We start from the raw sequence: 17695 nt of genomic DNA, 5'->3' as shown, positions 1-17695 counted from the left end.
CGCTGGACCTGTATATCCCGCCGGACGCCCTGGAGGTGTTTCTCGAAGCCTTCGAGGGGCCGCTGGACCTGCTGCTGTACCTGATCCGCAAGCAGAACATCGACATCCTCGACATCCCGGTGGCGGAAATCACCCGCCAGTACATGGGCTACGTCGAGCTAATGCACACCGTGCGCCTGGAGCTGGCCGCCGAATACTTGGTGATGGCCGCCATGCTCGCCGAGATCAAGTCGCGCATGCTGCTGCCGCGCTCGGCCGAGGCCGAGGAGGAAGAGGACGATCCACGTGCCGAGCTTATCCGCCGGCTGCAGGAGTACGAGCGCTTCAAGGCCGCCGCCGAGGGCCTCGACGAGCTGCCGCGGGTCGGCCGCGACGTCGTCGTGCCGCGCCTGGACGCCCCCGAGGCGCGGGCGCGCAAGCTGCTACCGGAGGTCAGCCTGGAGGAGCTGCTGCTGTCGATGGCCGAGGTGCTGCACCGCGCCGACATGTTCGAGAGTCACCAGATCACCCGCGAGGCGCTGTCCACCCGCGAGCGCATGAGCGAGGTGCTCGAACGCCTCAAGGGCGGCGCTTTCGTGCCCTTCGTCGAGCTGTTCGCCGCCGAGGAGGGGCGCCTGGGGGTGGTGGTGACCTTTATGGCGGTGCTCGAATTGATCAAGGAATCCCTGGTCGAGCTGGTGCAGAATGAGCCCTTCGCCGCCATCCACGTCCGAGCCCGAGCCGAATGAACCTGACCGACCCCCGCGAACTGGCCCAGTTGCTCGAAGCCTTTCTGCTGGCTTCCGGCAAGCCGCAGTCCCTGGAGCGCTTGTACGAGCTGTTCGAGGAGGGCGAGCGACCGGAGCCGGCGCAGTTCAAGGCGGCGCTGGAGGTGTTGCGCGATTCCTGCGAGGGGCGCGCCTTCGAGCTCAAGGAGGTCGCCTCGGGTTACCGCCTGCAGGTACGCGAGCGTTTCGCCCCCTGGGTCGGCCGGCTGTGGGAGGAACGTCCGCAGCGCTACTCGCGTGCGCTGCTGGAAACCTTGGCGCTGATCGCCTACCGCCAGCCCATCACCCGCGGCGAGATCGAGGACGTGCGCGGCGTGGCGGTCAACAGCAACATCACCAAGACCCTGCTCGAGCGCGAGTGGATTCGCGTGGTCGGCTACCGCGACGTGCCCGGGCGCCCGGCGATGTTCGCCACCACCAAGGGCTTTCTCGACCACTTCAACCTGAAGAGCCTCGACGAGCTGCCGCCGCTGGCCGCCCTGCGCGAGCTGGAGCCGGAGCCCGAGCTGGCCCTGGACGACGACGCCGTGGTGCCGGCAGGGCTGCAGGCGCGCGCTGACCTGGCGTTGCAGGAAGGCGGCGAAGTCGCCGAACCGCGCGAGGAAACCAGCTTCCGTAGCCTGCTGGCCGAACTGGACACCATGGAGCAGGGGTTGAAGACCGATTTCGACGACCTGCGCAATGACATGCCGCAAGAGGTCGTCGCCGAACTGGATAGCGATGAAGTGTCGCCAGGCTCGGCGGACGCTTGAGGCGTCCGCCGAGGTGTTTTCACGGCGCGAAGGCGTTGAGGAACCAGGTGATCGCTGGCAGAGCAACGATGTCGATCAGTACCGCACCGCACAGCGGCACGATGATGAAGGCTTTGTAGGAGAACACCTTGTAGTGTTCGCACACTGCGCCCATGTTCGCCACTGCATTGGGCGTGGCGCCCAGACCATGGCCCATGAAGCCGGCGCAGAGCACCGCCGCGTCGTAGTCCTTTCCCAGCAGGCGGAACAGCACGAACACGGTGAGCAGCAGTATGACTACCACCTGGATCAGGAGCACGCCCAGCAGCGGCAGGCCGAGCTGTTCCAACTCCCAGAATTTCAGGCTCATCATCGCCATGGTCAGGAACAAGCCCAGGCTGACGTCGCCGAGGGTATTGATGGCGTTGTCCGGCAGTTCAATCAGGCGAGCGCGGTCATTGATATTGCGCAGCAGGATGGCGACGAACATGGCGCCCACGTAGCTGGGTAGCACCACCCCGAGATGTTGGTCCAGTGCGCCACCGAGCCAAAAACCGAGCACCATGATCACCAGAATGCAGGTCAGCAGGCGCAGCAGGGTGGCGCTGTCGAGCTGGCCTAGGCTGCCCTGGCCGGCCCGCGCGAGCTGGTTCAGCTCGCTGCTGGCCTGGCTGTCGATGCGCAGTTGGTGGCGGCTGATTAGCCAGCGCGCTACCGGTGTGCCAAGCAGACCGCCGGCAACCATGCCGAAGGTTGCTGCGGCCAGCGCGGCGGTTGTTGCGCCCTGAGCGCCCAGGCTTTCAGCCACCGGGCCGAAGGCAGCAGCGGCGCCGAATCCCCCTTCCAGCGATACGGCACCGGCCATCAGGCCCAGCAACGGGTCCAGGTCGAATAGCCCGGCAGCGCCGACGCCCACGAGGTTCTGCAGGATCGCCAGTGCCCAGCACGCGCCGAGATAGACGAACAGTGCCTTGCCGCCATGACGCAGTAGCGCGAGGCTGCCGCCGAGACCGATGGTAGTGAAGAAGGCAACCATCAGCGGGCCTTGCAGGGCGGTATCCAGGGTCAGTTCGAGTACTCCGAGCTTGCGCAGCAGCCACACGATGAGGGCAAAGCTGAAGCCGGCGACGACCGGGGCCGGCACGCAAAGAAAGGTCAGTACGCGGCTGCGCCGCTTGATCACGACGCCGCCGGCAAGAAGGAGCAGGGCAAGCGCCGTGGTGGTCAGGGCGTCCAGGTTCAGGGTGATCATTATCATTGTTCTCTAGGTTGGGACGGTGGCTGGGGTTGCTGATTACTCGAGCAGGCACGCCACCAGGCGTGCCGCACAGCGAGCGGTGTGGGAGTCGATGTCGAGGCGTGGATTGAGTTCGGCGATGTCGGCCAGGCGCAACTTGCTGCTCGTTTTGATCCGCCGCAACAGGTGCTCAACCAGTGCCAACTCGACGCCATGCGCGGCTGGGGCGCTGACCCCGGGGGCCTGGGCCGCGGGCAGCACGTCCAGGCAGAGGGTCAGATAAAGGTGGTCGATCTCATCGAGGAAGGCGTCGAGCGTCCGTTCGATCAGTGGCAGGTTGCCAGTGTGCATCTGGTGATCGAGCAGGTAGCGCACCTGCAATCGTTCGGCCGCATCGAACAGGGCGGCGGTATTGTTTGCTCGACTCACGCCCAGGCAGCAGTAGTTGAACGGACGGTCTTCACGGGAGCAGCGTTCGGCGATCTGCCTAAATGGCGTGCCGGAGGAGGCGAGTGCGGCGTGGCGTAGATCGAAGTGGGCGTCGAAGTTGAGGATGCCGATGCGCGCCTCGGGTTGCTGACTGGCCAGGTGATCGGCAAGGCCGTTGTAACTGGCGAAAGCGATTTCATGGCCGCCACCCAGGCCGATAGGGAAATGACCGGCGTCGAGCAGGTTCTGGATATCTGCAGCGAAGCGCTGTTGCGCGCCTTCCAGGTCGCCGTCGCGGCAGGCGACGTCGCCGCCATCGTACAGCGTCCGCTGGCCATGCCAGGCCAGGTTGCTCAGGGCGCGGCGCAGAGCCAGCGGGCCTTCGCAGGCGCCAACACGGCCCTGGTTGCGCTGTACGCCCTCATCGCTGGCGAAACCCAGCAGGACTGCGCTAGGTTCTTGGGCGCTGGTCACGGGGCGAACCCATTGGTGCCAGCGCCGCGCACGCTCCCCTTCATCGGCGTCGATACGGCCTTGCCAGGGTGTCAGATCGAGTAGGGCGTGCATGGTGGGCTCCTGTCGGTTAGTCGAGGCGGGCGCTGAGTCTGGCGGCGCTTTCCTGGGTCCAGCGTTGCAGTTGTTCTGCTCTAGGCTGCACTCGGCTGCTCGGCCCCATTAGGCTCAGGGCCCCGTGCAGGCGGCCGCGGCTGTCGATCAGGGCGGCGCTGACGCCCCATACGCCTTCGTCGATCTCGCCCTGGCTGGAGGCGTGGCCACGCTTGCGTATGGCTGCCAGCTCCTCCAGCAGTGCGGCGCGTTGCTGTTCATCAAGGCCATGCTCGGCGAGCAGAGCGTCGCGCTCGGCTGCGGCAAGGTGGGCAAGCAGCGCTTTGGCAGAAGCGCCATGCAGTAGCGGCTGGGCCAGGCCTTTCTGGTAGCAGCAGCGCAACGGCTGAGGGCTGTCGATCAGTTCGACGCAGATCACCTGGCCGTTGCTTGGCACCATCAGGCCAACGCTTTCCTTGCTCAGTTCGGCGAGGCGACGCAGTTCGGGTTTGGCCAGGCTGACCAGGGTCGAGTCGCGGTCGAAGCGTTTGGCCAGCAGCAGGCAGGCCGGACCCGGCAGGTAGCGCCCGTGCCCTTGTTCCTCGGCCAGCCCCCAGCGCAGCAGCGTATTGAGGTGCCGGTAGGTGCTGCTCAAGGGCTGACCAAGGCTGCTCGATAGCGCCTTGGCCGACAGGGCGTGGGGTGCCTGGCCGAGGGCGACGAGGATTTGCAGCAGGCGATCGGTAGGGTTTGGATAGTGCATGGTGACATCCTTGATGATTTTTTTCGTCTGGTGAAATTACCTTCTCATTTAGTGGGAATTATTGAGCATTTTTATTGGAACAGTCCGGCATTGCTAAAGCAGTGCACCGTGCGGCCAGGTCACGGCATTGAGTGCATTTAACGGCGGCATCGAATCCTTCAATCTCTTTACCGCTCAACAGGCCTATATGCTTGGGCGCATCCGATCCTTCCTGATCTAGGAGATCAAATGAGCAAGAGTCCCTGCATCAAGGTCTGCGAATTCGAGCAGGATATCTGCCTGGGCTGCGGTCGCAGCCGCCAGGAAATCAAGGGCTGGAAGCGTCTGGACAAGGCCGGGCGGCGGGTGCTGCTGGCCGAGGCCGACATGCGCCTGCTGGCGCTGCAGGCGACCGGCCGGCGCAAGTTGTAACTCTCGGCTACCCTAAGAGTCCTGCCGCGCGTATGATTCGCGCCCCTTCGATCATCCGTTACTACACCGGGAGGTGCCCAAGATGACAGAGCACGAACAACCGCGTCCTGCAGGCGAGAAACTGCAGAAAGTCCTGGCTCGTCTGGGCCTGGCCTCGCGTCGCGAGATCGAGACCTGGATCGGCGAAGGTCGGGTCAAGGTCAATGGCGCCACCGCCAGCCTCGGCCAGCGCGTCGACAGCCATGACGCCATCGCCCTCGACGGCCGCCTGCTCAAGCGCGAAGAGATCGCCGGCTCGGTGCGCCGCGTGCTGATCTACAACAAGCCGGACGGCGAAATCTGCACCCGCGATGACCCGGAAGGCCGGCCTACCGTGTTCGACCGCCTGCCGCGGCCGAAAGAGGGGCGCTGGATCAATATCGGTCGCCTTGACATCAACACCACCGGCCTGCTGCTGTTCACCACCGACGGCGAACTGGCCAACCGCCTGATGCACCCCTCCTACCAGATGGACCGCGAGTACGCCGTGCGCGTACGCGGCGAAGTCACCGAGGAGATGCTGGAGAACCTCAAGCGCGGCGTCATGCTCGAGGATGGCCCGGCCAAGTTCACCGACATCAAGGAAGCGCCCGGCGGCGAGGGCTTCAACCACTGGTACCACTGCGTGGTAATGGAAGGCCGCAACCGCGAGGTGCGTCGTCTGTGGGAGTCCCAGGGGCTGGTGGTCAGTCGCCTGAAGCGGGTGCGCTTCGGTCCGGTATTCCTCACCTCCGAGCTGACCATGGGCCGCTGGCGCGAGATGGACCAGCGCGAGGTGGACATCCTCAGCGCCGAGGTCGGCCTGACCCCGCAGGCGCTGCCGGCGATGAAGGAGAAGGTGCGCGAGAAGCTCGATCGTCTGCAGCGCAAGTCGGCCAAGCCGGTGGACCCGCGGGCCAAGCGCGTGCTGCGCCCGGCCGCGGACGAGGCGGCCGGAGAAGGCGCCCGTCCGGCCCGTGCGCCGCGTTCGCAGGGCGGTGAACAACGTCCGCAGCGCGCGCCACGCAAGGACAGCGGCGAGCGTCGCGAGGGTGGTCGCGGCACGCCGGTGGCCGAGCGACCGAGCGACGTGAAGAAACGCCAGCCGCGCCCGGCGGTGGAGCTGGCCGAGCGTCCCGCGCGCAAACCGCGCCCGGCTGCGCCGAGCAAGCGTCCGCCGGCCGGCGACGGCCAGCGTCCGGGCTTCGGCCGCAAGCGCTAAGCGTCAGCCAGAAAAAAGGGGCCTCCGTATGGGGCCCCTTTTTTTGTCCTGCCATTCGTGTTTGTCACCCTTGGGGCTACGAACCTGCAGCTTGCCGCGGCCTCTATCCCGCCATGGTCAGGCGATTGCGTCCCTCGCGTTTGGCGATATACAGGGCGCCGTCGGCGCGGCGCAGCAGGCTTTCGCTGGACTCGCCCGGCAGCAGGCTGGCGCAACCGAGGCTGATGGACACCTCGATCGGCCGGCCGCCGTCCAGGCACTGCAGTTCCAGCACGGCGTAGCGCAAGCGCTCGCCGACCAGCGCCGCGGCCTCGCGGCAGGTGTTGGAGAGCACCACGAGAAACTCCTCGCCGCCGTAGCGGAACACCATGTCGATATTGCGCAGCTGGTTCTTCAGGGTCTGCGCCACGGCCTTGAGTACCTCGTCGCCGAGGGCGTGGCCGTGGCTGTCGTTGATCTGCTTGAAGTGATCGATATCCAGCATCAGCAGCGACAGCGGCTGCAGGTTGCGCCGGGCCAGGTCCACCTCGCGCTGCAGTACCTGGTCCATGGCGATGCGGTTGCCGGTGTCGGTCAGCGGGTCGCGCAGCGCGTTCTGCAGCGCGGTACGGTAGAGCAGGGCGTTGCGCAGCGGAAACAGCAGGCAGGCCAGCAGCGATTCCAGTTGCGCCAGTTCGTCGTCGGCAAAGCGCAGCTTGCGGCGGAAGATCAGTTCGCCCAGGTACTCGCCCTCGTGGCTCAGGCGGTAGCCGGCCGAGTGCGGCGCCCGTTCGCCCAGCTCCAGGCGCAGGTCGTGGGTCGGATGGGCGAAGGCCAGGGCATCGAGCGGCACCAGGCGCTGCACTTCGCGGAAGAACAGGCTGACGATGCGCTCGGCGTCCAGGCTGGTCTGCAGCTGCAGGCCCAGCTGCTGGCGCAGCTCGACCAGGCTGGCGGGCTTGAGCGGCAGGTTGCGGTTGCCGGTGAAGCCCAGACGCTGCAGCTTGGCCGCGTCGAAATCGATGGTGTTGGTCTGGTTGGGGGGAACCATGGAGCTGATCCTCTGGCGCGATGTAGCGACGACGAGAGGGTTAGAGCGAATTTCATGCCAGCTGGTTCAAATGCGGTGAAAGCCCTGTGAAGTCAGTCACTTATGTATCGTGAAAGGTGGCCAATGGCCGGCTTTTGCCGGTTGTCCGGCGGGGAGGTGGCAATCTGATGCCGCTTGCGCCGGCGGGCGGCGGATTTCTGTCGCGGCGTAACCCGGCGGCGGGCGCCGGGTCTGCCTTGGCTTTACTGGGCGTCGAAGGCCTGGCCGTTGACGCCGCTGCTGTCCGGGCCCATCAGGTAGAGGTAGACCGGCATGATCTCCTCCGGCAGCGGACGGCTGGCCGGGTTCTCGCCCGGATAGGCCTGGGCGCGCATGGCGGTGCGGGTGGCGCCGGGGTTGACGCTGTTGGCGCGCACGTTGCCGATGCCGTCCAGTTCGTCGGCCATCACCTGCATCAGGCCCTCGGTAGCGAACTTGGATACCGCGTAGGCGCCCCAGTAGGCGCGGCCCTTGCGCCCGACGCTGCTGGAGGTGAACAGCACCGAGGCGTCGTCCGACAGCTTGAGCAGCGGCAGCAGGGTGCTGCTGAGCATGAACATGGCGTTGACGTTGACGTGCATCACGCGCACGAAGTTGTCGCCGGAGAGCTGCTCCAGCGGCGTGCGCGGGCCGAGGATCGAGGCATTGTGCAGCAGGCCGTCGAGGCGGCCGAATTCGTTCTCGATCATCACCGCCAGTTCGTCGTACTGGTGCGGCAGGGCGGTTTCCAGATTGAAGGGAATCACCACCGGCTGCGGATGGCCGGCGGCCTCGATCTCGTCGTAGACCTGGCTGAGGTTGGCTTCGGTCTTGCCCAGCAGCAGCACGGTGGCGCCATGGGCGGCGAAGCTCTTGGCCGCCGCCGCGCCGATGCCGCGACCGGCGCCGGTGATCAGGATCACCCGATCCTTGAGCAGGTTGGGGCGGGCTTGATAGTCGAACATGGATCGTATCTCGTGATGGCGTAGGTTGGGTTGAGCGCAGCGAAGCCCAACGAGTCAGCAGCTGCAGAGCGCGCGGTCGAGCACGGCGCGCAGTTCCAGCGGGTGGTCGACCACCACGTCGGCGCCCCAGTGGCGTGGGTTGTCGTCGGGGTGGATATAGCCGTAGGTGACCGCCGCGGTCTTGCAGCCGGCGGCGCGGCCAGACTCGATGTCCCGCGCATCGTCGCCGATGAACAGCACTTCGCCGGGCTGCACGCCGAGCTGCTCGCAGGCCAGCAGCAGCATGTCCGGCGCCGGCTTGCTCTGTTCGACGTGATCCGGGCAGACCAGCACGGCCGAGCGCTGGGCCAGGCCCAGGCGCTGCATGATCGGCTCGGCGTAGCGCAGCGGCTTGTTGGTGGCCACGCCCCACAGCAGGCGCGCCTGCTCGATGTCGCCGAGCAGGGCGTCGATGCCGTCGAAGGGGCGGGTCAGCACCGCGCAGTGCTCCTGGTAGCGTTCGAGGAATTCCTGGCGCAGGGCCTCGAAGGCGGCCGAGTCCGGGTCGTCGGCGAAGGCGCAGGCGACCATGGCGCGGGCGCCGCCGGAGACCTGGTCGCGAATCGCCTTGTCCGCCAGCGGCGGCAGGCCGCGGGCGGCGCGCATGGCCTGGGTGATGGCGATGAAGTCCGGCGCCGAGTCGAGCAGGGTGCCGTCCATGTCGAAGAGAACCGCGCGCAGGCGCATCAGGCCTCCTTCAGGGTCTGGATCATGTAGTTGACGTCGACGTCGGCTTCCAGCTTGTAGTGCTTGGTCAGCGGGTTGTAGGTCAGGCCGACGATATCCTTGACCTCCAGGCCGGCGGCGCGGCTCCAGGCGCCCAGCTCGGAGGGGCGGATGAATTTCTTGAAATCGTGGGTGCCGCGCGGCAGCAGGCGCAGCAGGTACTCGGCACCGATCACCGCGAACAGGTAGGCCTTGGGATTGCGGTTGATGGTGGAGAAGAACACCTGGCCGCCGGGCTTGACCAGCTTGTGGCAGGCGCGGATCACCGAGGACGGGTCGGGCACGTGTTCGAGCATCTCCAGGCAGGTGACCACGTCGAACTGGCCGGGCAGTTCCTCGGCCAGGGCTTCGGCGGTGCTCTGCCGGTACTCCACCTCGACGCCGGACTCCAGCTGGTGCAGCTGGGCCACCGACAGCGGCGCCTCGCCCATGTCGATGCCCATCACCGTGGCGCCGCGCTGGGCCATTGCCTCGCTGAGAATGCCGCCGCCGCAGCCGACGTCCAGCACGCGCTTGCCGGCCAGGCCGACGCGTTCGTCGATCCAGTTGACCCGCAGCGGGTTGATGTCGTGCAGGGGTTTGAACTCGCTCTGAAGGTCCCACCAGCGATGGGCCAGGGCCTCGAATTTGGCGATTTCGGCGCGGTCGACGTTGCTCATAGGGTTCTCTGCAAAAGCCTTGAATTCGGTGTGCCGCCCATGTTGCCAGTTTCGGCGGCGGCATTGGGCGACGCGGGGACTCTCAATGTATGTCAGTTTGTCGCAGTCGTATCGGCGTTGTGGCCTGGGCGGACCGCTATTTTCCGGATTTCATCCGGACTACCGCTTGGCGATCCGCTCGCCCCAGGCCCTGGCCCGGGCGATCAGCTCGTCTTCGTCCATGCGCGTCAGGCGGCGCTCGTCGAGCAGCTGCTTGCCGCCGATCCACAGGTGCTTCACGCAGTCGCGGCCGCTGGCGTAGATCAGCTGCGACACCGGGTCGTAGATCGGCTGCTGGGCCAGCCCCGAGAGGTCGAAGGCGACCAGGTCGGCCAGCTTGCCGACCTCCAGCGAGCCGATCTGGGCGTCCAGGCCGAGCGCGCGGGCGCCGCCCAGGGTGGCCATGCGCAGCGCGCTGTGGGCGTTCAGGGCGGTGGCCGAGCCGGCCACCGCCTTGGCCAGCAGCGCGGCAGTGCGGGTCTCGCCGAGCAGGTCGAGGTCGTTGTTGCTCGCCGCGCCGTCGGTGCCGATGGCGACGTTGACCCCGGCCTGCCACAGGCGCTCGACCGGGCAGAAGCCGCTGGCCAGCTTGAGGTTGGATTCCGGGCAGTGGATCACGCTGCAGTTGTGCTCCACCAGCAGCGCCAGGTCGGCGTCGTCGATCTGGGTCATGTGCACGGCCTGGAAGCGCGGGCCGAGCAGGCCGAGCCGGGCCAGGCGGGCCAGCGGCCGCTCGCCGCGCTGGGCCAGGGCCTCGGTCACTTCCTGGGCGGTCTCGTGCACGTGCATATGGATGCCGGCGTCCAGCTCGTCGGCCAGCACGCGGATTTGCTCGAGCTTGTCGTCGCTCACCGTGTAGGGGGCGTGCGGGCCGAAAGCGATGCGGATGCGCGGGTGCTGCTTGAGGTCGTCGAACAGCTGCAGGCCCTTGCGCAGCGCCTCGGCGGCGTCGCGTGCGCCGGGGATGGCGAAGTCCAGCACGGGAATGGTGATCTGCGCGCGCATGCCGGCGTTGTGCACCCGCTCGGCGGCGACCTGCGGGTAGAAGTACATGTCGGAGAAACAGCTGATGCCGCCCTTGAGCTGCTCGGCGATGGCCAGGTCGGTGCCGTCGCGGACGAAGGCCTCGTCGACCCACTTGGCCTCGGCCGGCCAGATGTGCTCGTGCAGCCAGGTCATCAGCGGCAGGTCGTCGGCGATGCCGCGCAGCAGGCTCATGGCGGCATGGCCGTGGGCGTTGACCAGGCCGGGGGCGAGCAGGCAGTCCGGCAGTTCGCGCACCTCGCGGGCGGGCTGGCGCAGGGCCTCGGCGCGCGGCGCGAGCAGGACGATGCGGCCGTCGCGGATGCCCAGGGCATGCTCGCGCAGCACCACGCCGGCCGGCTCCACGGGCACCAGCCAGGTGGGCAGGAGCAGCAGGTCGAGAGGGGCGTCGGGCATGGTCGGCGGTCCGCTTGGCGTGAAGGTTGCGTGTGGAGGTCGCCAGTGTATAGAGGAATATCCGGCGCTTGAAGTCGAAGGCCGGCGCGGCGCGGCTGGATTCTTCGGTCGGCAGCTGCTTGTCTGCGTATAATCCGCGATTTTTTGGCGGCGAAGGGCGAGGTGTGCGATGCGCGAGCAATTGCTGGCGGCGGAGAAGGTTCAGGCAATCGACTGGCGCGACGGCGCCCTGTACCTGCTCGATCAGCGTCGGTTGCCGCAGCGCCAGACCTGGCTGCGCTTCGATTCGGCGGCAGCGGTGGCCGAGGCGATCACCGACATGGTGGTGCGCGGTGCGCCGGCCATCGGCATCGCCGTCGCCTATGGTCTGGTGCTGGCGGCGCGTGCGCGGCTGCAGGCCGGCGGCGACTGGCGCGCGGCGCTGGAGGCCGACTTCGCCCGGCTCGGCGAGTCGCGGCCGACCGCGGTCAACCTGTCCTGGGCGCTGCAGCGCATGCGCGAGCGCCTGCAGCGGCTCAAGGACGGCGAAGAGGTGCTGGCCCAGCTCGAAGCCGAGGCCGTCGCCATCCACACCAGCGACCGCGAAGCCAACCTGACCATGGCCCAGCTGGGCATGGAGCTGATCCGCAAGCATCAGGGCAATCCGCAGGTGCTGCTGACCCACTGCAACGCCGGCGCCCTGGCCACCGGCGGCTTCGGCACCGCTCTGGGGGTGATCCGTGCGGCTCATCTGGAGGGCCTGGTCGAGCGCGTGCATGTCGACGAGACCCGGCCCTGGCTGCAGGGTGCGCGCCTGACCGCCTGGGAGCTGGCCGGCGACGGCGTGCCGGTGAGCCTGAACGCCGACGCCGCGGCGGCGCACCTGATGAAGACCAAGGGCATCAGCTGGGTGATAGTCGGCGCCGACCGCATCACCGCCAACGGCGACGTGGCCAACAAGATCGGCACCTATCAGCTGGCGGTCAACGCCATGCACCACGGCGTGCGCTTCATGGTGGTGGCGCCCAGCTCGACCATCGACATGGCGCTGGAAAGCGGCGAGGACATCGTCCTGGAGGAGCGTGACGGCGCCGAGCTGCTGGAAGTCGCCGGGCAGCGGGTGGCAGCGGAGGTGTCGGTGGTCAATCCGGTGTTCGACGTGACGCCTGCCGATCTGATCGATTACATCGTGACCGAGAAAGGTGTGGTCGAGCGCCCGGACAGCGCCAAGATGGCCCAGTTGATGTGTCGCAAGCGTCTGCACTGAGCTGGCTGTGCTGCTTCGCACCAGGTGAGGCGGTGTCGTTCGCGGCGTCCATCGGCGCTCGACCCTCGCCATTCGCGGTGGGCTGGCCCGCCGTCCTCTCGTCCCGCCCTGGGCCGGTTCCGGGGTAGGTGTGCGGCACGCTTTGTGGTAATCTCCGGCAGTTTTCAAGGGGGCTGCTCGCGGCCGCCTTCACTGCATCGAATCGTGGCATAACTCGTTGATTTGTCGTGAGTCGCTGATGGCCTGAGGCCATGGCGACGTACTCCATGGCGTTCAGGAAGAATGACGCGGAGTTTCACCAGAAAAAGGAACCAGGCTTCTCATGGGCGAACTGGCCAAAGAAATCCTCCCGGTCAATATCGAAGACGAGCTGAAACAGTCCTACCTCGACTACGCGATGAGCGTGATCGTCGGGCGTGCACTGCCGGACGCGCGCGACGGCTTGAAGCCGGTGCACCGTCGCGTGCTGTTCGCGATGAGCGAGCTGGGCAACGACTGGAACAAGCCATACAAGAAGTCCGCCCGTGTGGTCGGTGACGTGATCGGTAAGTACCACCCGCACGGCGACACCGCCGTGTACGACACCATCGTGCGCATGGCCCAGGACTTCTCCCTGCGCTACATGCTGGTGGACGGCCAGGGCAACTTCGGTTCGGTGGACGGCGACAACGCCGCGGCCATGCGTTACACCGAGGTGCGCATGGCCAAGCTGGCGCATGAGCTGCTGGCCGACCTGGACAAGGAAACCGTCGACTGGGTGCCCAACTACGACGGCACCGAACAGATTCCTGCGGTGATGCCGACCAAGGTGCCGAACCTGCTGGTCAACGGCTCGTCCGGTATCGCCGTGGGCATGGCCACCAACATCCCGCCGCACAACCTCGGTGAAGTGATCGACGGCTGCCTGGCGCTGATCGACAACGCCGACCTGACCGTCGACGACCTGATGCAGTACATCCCGGGTCCCGACTTTCCCACCGCCGGCATCATCAATGGCCGTGCCGGTATCATCGAGGCCTATCGCACCGGTCGCGGGCGCATCTATATCCGCGCCCGCGTCGAGGTCGAGGACATCGACAAGGTCGGCGGCCGCCAGCAGCTGGTGGTCACCGAGCTGCCGTACCAGCTGAACAAGGCGCGTCTGATCGAGAAGATCGCCGAGCTGGTCAAAGAGAAGAAGATCGAAGGCATCACCGAGCTGCGCGACGAGTCCGACAAGGACGGCATGCGCGTGGTGATCGAGCTGCGTCGTGGTGAAGTGCCGGACGTGGTGCTGAACAACCTGTACGCCCAGACCCAGATGCAGAGCGTGTTCGGCATCAACGTGGTGGCGCTGGTCGACGGCCAGCCGAAGACGCTGAACCTCAAGGACATGCTCGAAGTGTTCGTCCGTCACCGCCGCGAAGTGGTGACCCGGCGTACCGTCTACGAGCTGCGCAAGGCGCGCGAGCGCGGCCATATCCTCGAAGGCCAGGCGGTCGCCCTGTCCAACATCGACCCGGTGATCGAGCTGATCAAGGCCTCGCCGACCCCGGCCGAAGCCAAGGAGCGCCTGATCGCCACCGCTTGGGAATCGTCTGCCGTGGAGGCCATGGTCGAGCGCGCCGGCGCCGACTCCTGCCGCCCGGAAGGCCTGGATGCGCAATACGGCCTGCGCGACGGCAAGTACTACCTGTCGCCGGAGCAGGCCCAGGCCATCCTCGAGCTGCGCCTGCACCGCCTGACCGGCCTGGAGCATGAGAAGCTGCTGGCCGAGTACCAGGAAATCCTCCAGCTGATCGGCGAGCTGATCCACATCCTGACCAGCCCCGAGCGGCTGATGGAAGTGATTCGCGAGGAGCTGGAGAAGGTCAAGGCCGAGTTCGGCGACGCCCGCCGTACCGAAATCGTCGCTTCGCGCATGGATCTGACCATCGCCGACCTGATCACCGAAGAAGAGCGCGTGGTCACCATCTCCCACGGCGGCTACGCCAAGAGCCAGCCGCTGGCCGCCTACGAGGCGCAGCGCCGCGGCGGCAAGGGCAAGTCGGCCACCGGGGTGAAGGACGAGGACTACGTCGAACACCTGCTGGTCGCCAACAGCCACGCCACCCTGCTGCTGTTCTCCAGCAAGGGCAAGGTCTACTGGCTGCGCACCTTCGAGATTCCCGAGGCCTCGCGTACCGCGCGCGGTCGTCCGCTGGTCAACCTGTTGCCGCTGGACGAGGGCGAGCGCATCACCGCGATGCTGCAGATCGACCTGGAAGCCCTGCAGCAGAGCGCCGGTGCTGACGAAGACCTGGACGACGAAGGCGTGCTGATCGAAGGCGAAGTGGTCGAGGCCGAAGCGCCTGCCGCCGAGCCGGCCGAAGACGGCGAGACCGAACTGGCCAACGACGAGCCGACCGGCGCCTACATCTTTATGGCCACCGCCTTCGGTACCGTGAAGAAGACCCCGCTGGTGCAGTTCAGTCGTCCGCGCAGCGCCGGTCTGATCGCGCTGAAGCTGGAGGAAGGCGACACCCTGATCGCCGCGGCCATCACCGACGGCGCCAAGGAAGTCATGCTGTTCTCCGACGGCGGCAAGGTCATCCGCTTCCAGGAAAAACACGTGCGTATCATGGGCCGTATTTCCCGTGGCGTGCGCGGCATGCGCCTGCCGGAAGGCCAGCGCCTGATCTCCATGCTGATCCCCGAAGCCGGCGCGCAGATCCTCACCGCCTCCGAGCGCGGCTATGGCAAGCGTACCCACCTGGGCGACTTCCCCCGTCGCGGTCGCGGCGGCCAGGGCGTGATCGCCATGGTCAGCAACGAACGTAACGGCAAGCTGGTCGGCGCCATCCAGGTGCAGGACGGCGAGGAAATCATGCTGATCTCCGACCAGGGTACCCTGGTGCGTACCCGCGTCGACGAGGTCTCCAGCTCCGGCCGCAACACCCAGGGCGTGACCCTGATCAAGCTGGCCAAGGACGAGACCCTGGTCGGCCTGGAGCGGGTGCAGGAACCGACCGTGGTCGAGGACGAGGAGCTGGTCGAAGGCGAGGAGGGCGCCGAAGTCGCCGAATCCGCCGAGGCGCCGGTCGCCGACGCCGAGGACGGCAGCGAGGAGTGAAATCGGGCTCCGTGGGGGCTTTAGCCGCGATTGTCGCCGCTGAAGCGCCCCCACAGGCGCGGTGACAGTGTGGACATGCCATCGCCTGGTGGTGGCGTTCTGTGAATCTGAGAGAGACAGACGTGAGCAAGCGAGCTTTTAACTTCTGCGCCGGCCCGGCCGCGCTGCCGACCGCCGTACTGGAACGCGCCCAGGCCGAGATGCTCGACTGGCAGGGCAAGGGCCTGTCGGTGATGGAAATGAGCCACCGCAGCGACGAGTACGTGGCCATCGCCAGCCAGGCCGAACAGGACCTGCGCGACCTGCTCGCCGTGCCCAACGACTACAAGGTGCTGTTCCTCCAGGGCGGCGCCAGCCAGCAATTCGCCGAGATTCCGCTGAACCTGCTGCCGGAAGAGGGCGTGGCCGATTACGTCGAGACCGGCATCTGGTCGAAGAAGGCCATCGAGGAAGCGCGTCGCTACGGGCGCATCAACGTCGCCGCCAGCGCCAAGGCGCACGACTACTTCGCCATCCCGGGGCAGAACGACTGGCAGCTGTCCAAGGGCGCGGCCTACCTGCACTACTGCAGCAACGAGACCATCGGTGGCCTGCAGTTCGACTGGGTGCCGCAGACCGGCGATACCCCGCTGGTGGCGGACATGTCCTCGGACATCCTCTCGCGCCCGCTCGACGTCTCGCAGTTCGGCCTGATCTACGCCGGCGCGCAGAAGAACATCGGCCCCAGCGGCCTGGTGGTGGTGATAGTGCGCGAGGACCTGCTCGGCCGCGCCCGCTCCAGCTGCCCGACCATGCTCGACTACAAGGTCTCGGCCGACAACGGCTCGATGTACAACACCCCGGCCACTTATTCCTGGTACCTGTCCGGCCTGGTGTTCCAGTGGCTCAAGGAGCAGGGCGGCGTCGAGGCCATGGAGCGTATCAACCGCGCCAAGAAGGACCTGCTGTACAAGGCCATCGACGGCAGCGATTTCTACAGCAACCCCATCGCCCACAACGCCCGTTCCTGGATGAACGTGCCGTTCCGCCTGGCCGACGAGAAGCTGGACAAGGTCTTCCTCGCCGGCGCCGACGCGCGCGGCCTGCTCAATCTCAAGGGCCATCGCTCGGTGGGCGGCATGCGTGCCTCCATCTACAACGCGGTCGGGATGGATGCGGTCGAGGCGCTGGTGGCCTATATGGCCGAGTTCGAGAAGGAGCATGGCTGAGATGTCCGAGCAGGAACTGCAGGCCCTGCGCCTGCGCATCGACAACCTCGACGAACGCATCCTCGAGCTGATCAGCGACCGCGCGCGCTGCGCCGAAGAAGTGGCGCGGGTGAAGATGAAGGAACTCAAGGAAGGCGAGTCGCCGGTGTTCTACCGCCCCGAGCGCGAGGCCCAGGTGCTCAAGCGCATCATGGAGCGCAACCAGGGCCCGCTGGGCAACGAGGAAATGGCGCGGCTGTTCCGCGAGATCATGTCCTCCTGCCTGGCCCTGGAGAACCCGCTGAAAGTCGCCTATCTCGGTCCCGAAGGCACCTTCAGCCAGGCCGCGGCGATGAAGCATTTCGGTCACGCGGTGATCAGCGTGCCGATGGCGGCCATCGACGAGGTGTTCCGCGAAGTGGCCGCCGGTGCGGTGAACTTCGGCGTGGTGCCGGTGGAGAACTCCACCGAGGGTGCGATCAACCACACCCTCGACAGCTTCCTCGAGCACGACATGGTGATCTGCGGCGAAGTCGAGCTGCGCATCCACCATCACCTGCTGGTCGGCGAGACCACCAAGACCGACAAGATCACCCGTATCTATTCCCACGCCCAGTCCCTGGCGCAGTGCCGCAAGTGGCTGGATGCGCACTACCCGAATGTCGAGCGCGTGGCGGTCTCCAGCAACGCCGACGCCGCCAAGCGGGTCAAGAGCGAGTGGAACAGCGCGGCCATCGCCGGCGACATGGCGGCCAATCTGTATGGCCTGACCAAGCTGGCCGAGAAGATCGAGGACCGTCCGGACAACTCCACGCGCTTTCTCATCATCGGCAGCCAGGAAGTGCCGCCGACCGGCGACGACAAGACCTCGATCATCGTCTCCATGCGCAACAAGCCGGGTGCGCTGCACGAGCTCCTGGTGCCGTTCCACAACAACGGCATCGACCTGACCCGCATCGAGACTCGTCCTTCGCGCAGCGGCAAGTGGACCTACGTGTTCTTCATCGACTTCGTCGGCCACCACCGCGACCCGCTGATCAAGGACGTGCTGGAGAAGATCGGCCAGGAGGCCGTGGCGCTCAAGGTGCTGGGTTCCTATCCGAAGGCGGTGCTGTAACCCGCGTCCTCGTA

At 66.6% G+C, this 17695-nt stretch carries 16 protein-coding genes; 8 read left to right on the top strand and 8 right to left on the bottom strand.

Going from position 1 to position 17695, the window contains the following annotated elements:
• Positions 1 to 29 precede the first annotated feature (29 nt).
• Both EA796_RS10125 and scpB read left to right on the top strand, forming a co-directional pair.
• The gene (locus EA796_RS10125) at positions 30 to 728 is read left to right on the top strand and encodes a ScpA family protein (protein ID WP_177342873.1); all 699 of its coding nucleotides are present in this window, start codon (positions 30 to 32) and stop codon (positions 726 to 728) included.
• Positions 725 to 1519 carry an SMC-Scp complex subunit ScpB gene (gene scpB, locus EA796_RS10120; RefSeq protein ID WP_122108520.1) on the top strand — a complete coding sequence of 265 codons (795 nt, stop codon included), beginning with the start codon at positions 725 to 727 and terminating at the stop codon, positions 1517 to 1519. Before EA796_RS10125 ends, scpB begins: the two co-directional genes overlap by 4 nt.
• A 19-nt stretch (positions 1520 to 1538) precedes the next feature.
• Here the strand turns inward: scpB and gltS are convergent, their stop codons facing one another.
• Genes gltS through EA796_RS10105 form a run of 3 tightly spaced genes read right to left on the bottom strand, consistent with a single transcriptional unit; the run spans position 1539 to position 4473 of the window.
• The gene (gltS, locus tag EA796_RS10115) at positions 1539 to 2750 is read right to left on the bottom strand and encodes a sodium/glutamate symporter (RefSeq protein WP_122108519.1); all 1212 of its coding nucleotides are present in this window, start codon (positions 2748 to 2750) and stop codon (positions 1539 to 1541) included.
• 42 nt (positions 2751 to 2792) lie between these two features.
• Positions 2793 to 3731 carry a formimidoylglutamase gene (hutG, locus tag EA796_RS10110; protein WP_122108518.1) on the bottom strand — a complete coding sequence of 313 codons (939 nt, stop codon included), beginning with the start codon at positions 3729 to 3731 and terminating at the stop codon, positions 2793 to 2795.
• Between the two features lie 16 nt (positions 3732 to 3747).
• Positions 3748 to 4473, bottom strand: coding sequence for an IclR family transcriptional regulator (locus EA796_RS10105; RefSeq protein WP_122108517.1), 726 nt, complete (start codon positions 4471 to 4473; stop codon positions 3748 to 3750).
• A 228-nt stretch (positions 4474 to 4701) separates the two neighbouring features.
• On the opposite strand from EA796_RS10105, the gene EA796_RS10100 reads away from it, so the two are divergent.
• Complete coding sequence (locus EA796_RS10100; RefSeq protein WP_122108516.1) at positions 4702 to 4884, top strand: DUF1289 domain-containing protein; 183 nt, start codon at positions 4702 to 4704, stop codon at positions 4882 to 4884.
• An 82-nt stretch (positions 4885 to 4966) separates the two neighbouring features.
• Positions 4967 to 6124, top strand: a complete 1158-nt coding sequence (gene rluB / locus EA796_RS10095) for a 23S rRNA pseudouridine(2605) synthase RluB (RefSeq protein ID WP_122108515.1) — start codon at positions 4967 to 4969, stop codon at positions 6122 to 6124.
• Between the two features lie 103 nt (positions 6125 to 6227).
• Here rluB and EA796_RS10090 read toward each other — a convergent pair whose 3' ends face one another.
• From EA796_RS10090 to EA796_RS10070, 5 genes are all read right to left on the bottom strand, one after another.
• Entirely contained in the window at positions 6228 to 7154 is a 927-nt protein-coding gene (locus EA796_RS10090; protein ID WP_021444341.1) for a GGDEF domain-containing protein, read from the bottom strand.
• 242 nt (positions 7155 to 7396) lie between these two features.
• The gene (locus EA796_RS10085; RefSeq protein WP_122108514.1) at positions 7397 to 8137 is read right to left on the bottom strand and encodes a YciK family oxidoreductase; all 741 of its coding nucleotides are present in this window, start codon (positions 8135 to 8137) and stop codon (positions 7397 to 7399) included.
• Between the two features lie 54 nt (positions 8138 to 8191).
• Positions 8192 to 8863, bottom strand: a complete 672-nt coding sequence (mupP, locus tag EA796_RS10080; protein ID WP_122108513.1) for an N-acetylmuramic acid 6-phosphate phosphatase MupP — start codon at positions 8861 to 8863, stop codon at positions 8192 to 8194.
• Entirely contained in the window at positions 8863 to 9561 is a 699-nt protein-coding gene (ubiG, locus tag EA796_RS10075) for a bifunctional 2-polyprenyl-6-hydroxyphenol methylase/3-demethylubiquinol 3-O-methyltransferase UbiG (protein WP_122108512.1), read from the bottom strand. The genes mupP and ubiG overlap by 1 nt, the downstream gene beginning before the upstream one ends.
• Positions 9562 to 9720: 159 nt before the next feature.
• Positions 9721 to 11040, bottom strand: coding sequence for a TRZ/ATZ family hydrolase (locus EA796_RS10070; RefSeq protein ID WP_122108511.1), 1320 nt, complete (start codon positions 11038 to 11040; stop codon positions 9721 to 9723).
• 169 nt (positions 11041 to 11209) lie between these two features.
• Between EA796_RS10070 and mtnA the strand changes: the two genes are divergently transcribed.
• The 4 genes from mtnA (at position 11210) to pheA (ending at position 17681) form a co-directional block, all read left to right on the top strand.
• Complete coding sequence (gene mtnA, locus EA796_RS10065; RefSeq protein WP_122108510.1) at positions 11210 to 12286, top strand: S-methyl-5-thioribose-1-phosphate isomerase; 1077 nt, start codon at positions 11210 to 11212, stop codon at positions 12284 to 12286.
• 322 nt (positions 12287 to 12608) lie between these two features.
• Positions 12609 to 15377: a DNA gyrase subunit A gene (gene gyrA, locus EA796_RS10060; RefSeq protein ID WP_021445088.1), complete on the top strand. Its 2769-nt coding sequence runs from the start codon at positions 12609 to 12611 to the stop codon at positions 15375 to 15377.
• Positions 15378 to 15499: 122 nt separating this feature from the next.
• Positions 15500 to 16585 (top strand): 3-phosphoserine/phosphohydroxythreonine transaminase, encoded by a 1086-nt coding sequence (gene serC, locus EA796_RS10055; protein ID WP_122108509.1) that lies wholly within the window; start codon positions 15500 to 15502, stop codon positions 16583 to 16585.
• A gap of 1 nt (position 16586) precedes the next feature.
• Positions 16587 to 17681: a prephenate dehydratase gene (gene pheA, locus EA796_RS10050; protein WP_021445090.1), complete on the top strand. Its 1095-nt coding sequence runs from the start codon at positions 16587 to 16589 to the stop codon at positions 17679 to 17681.
• Positions 17682 to 17695 lie beyond the last annotated feature (14 nt).

Source organism: Pseudomonas sp. AOB-7, assembly GCF_003696305.1.
In the GTDB taxonomy this organism is placed as follows: Bacteria; Pseudomonadota; Gammaproteobacteria; order Pseudomonadales; family Pseudomonadaceae; genus Aquipseudomonas.
Note: the sequence above shows the minus strand (reverse complement) of the source record. Positions and strands in the feature narration are given on the sequence as shown.

What these genes read in the sequence shown, in the direction of transcription:
- scpB (WP_122108520.1), top strand. Translation starts at nt 725, where the DNA reads ATGAACCTGACCGACCCCCGCGAACTGGCCCAGTTGCTCGAAGCCTTT.
- gltS (WP_122108519.1), bottom strand. Translation starts at nt 2,750, where the DNA reads ATGATCACCCTGAACCTGGACGCCCTGACCACCACGGCGCTTGCCCTG.
- hutG (WP_122108518.1), bottom strand. Translation starts at nt 3,731, where the DNA reads ATGCACGCCCTACTCGATCTGACACCCTGGCAAGGCCGTATCGACGCC.
- EA796_RS10105 (WP_122108517.1), bottom strand. Translation starts at nt 4,473, where the DNA reads ATGCACTATCCAAACCCTACCGATCGCCTGCTGCAAATCCTCGTCGCC.
- EA796_RS10100 (WP_122108516.1), top strand. Translation starts at nt 4,702, where the DNA reads ATGAGCAAGAGTCCCTGCATCAAGGTCTGCGAATTCGAGCAGGATATC.
- rluB (WP_122108515.1), top strand. Translation starts at nt 4,967, where the DNA reads ATGACAGAGCACGAACAACCGCGTCCTGCAGGCGAGAAACTGCAGAAA.
- EA796_RS10090 (WP_021444341.1), bottom strand. Translation starts at nt 7,154, where the DNA reads ATGGTTCCCCCCAACCAGACCAACACCATCGATTTCGACGCGGCCAAG.
- EA796_RS10085 (WP_122108514.1), bottom strand. Translation starts at nt 8,137, where the DNA reads ATGTTCGACTATCAAGCCCGCCCCAACCTGCTCAAGGATCGGGTGATC.
- mupP (WP_122108513.1), bottom strand. Translation starts at nt 8,863, where the DNA reads ATGCGCCTGCGCGCGGTTCTCTTCGACATGGACGGCACCCTGCTCGAC.
- ubiG (WP_122108512.1), bottom strand. Translation starts at nt 9,561, where the DNA reads ATGAGCAACGTCGACCGCGCCGAAATCGCCAAATTCGAGGCCCTGGCC.
- EA796_RS10070 (WP_122108511.1), bottom strand. Translation starts at nt 11,040, where the DNA reads ATGCCCGACGCCCCTCTCGACCTGCTGCTCCTGCCCACCTGGCTGGTG.
- mtnA (WP_122108510.1), top strand. Translation starts at nt 11,210, where the DNA reads ATGCGCGAGCAATTGCTGGCGGCGGAGAAGGTTCAGGCAATCGACTGG.
- gyrA (WP_021445088.1), top strand. Translation starts at nt 12,609, where the DNA reads ATGGGCGAACTGGCCAAAGAAATCCTCCCGGTCAATATCGAAGACGAG.
- pheA (WP_021445090.1), top strand. Translation starts at nt 16,587, where the DNA reads ATGTCCGAGCAGGAACTGCAGGCCCTGCGCCTGCGCATCGACAACCTC.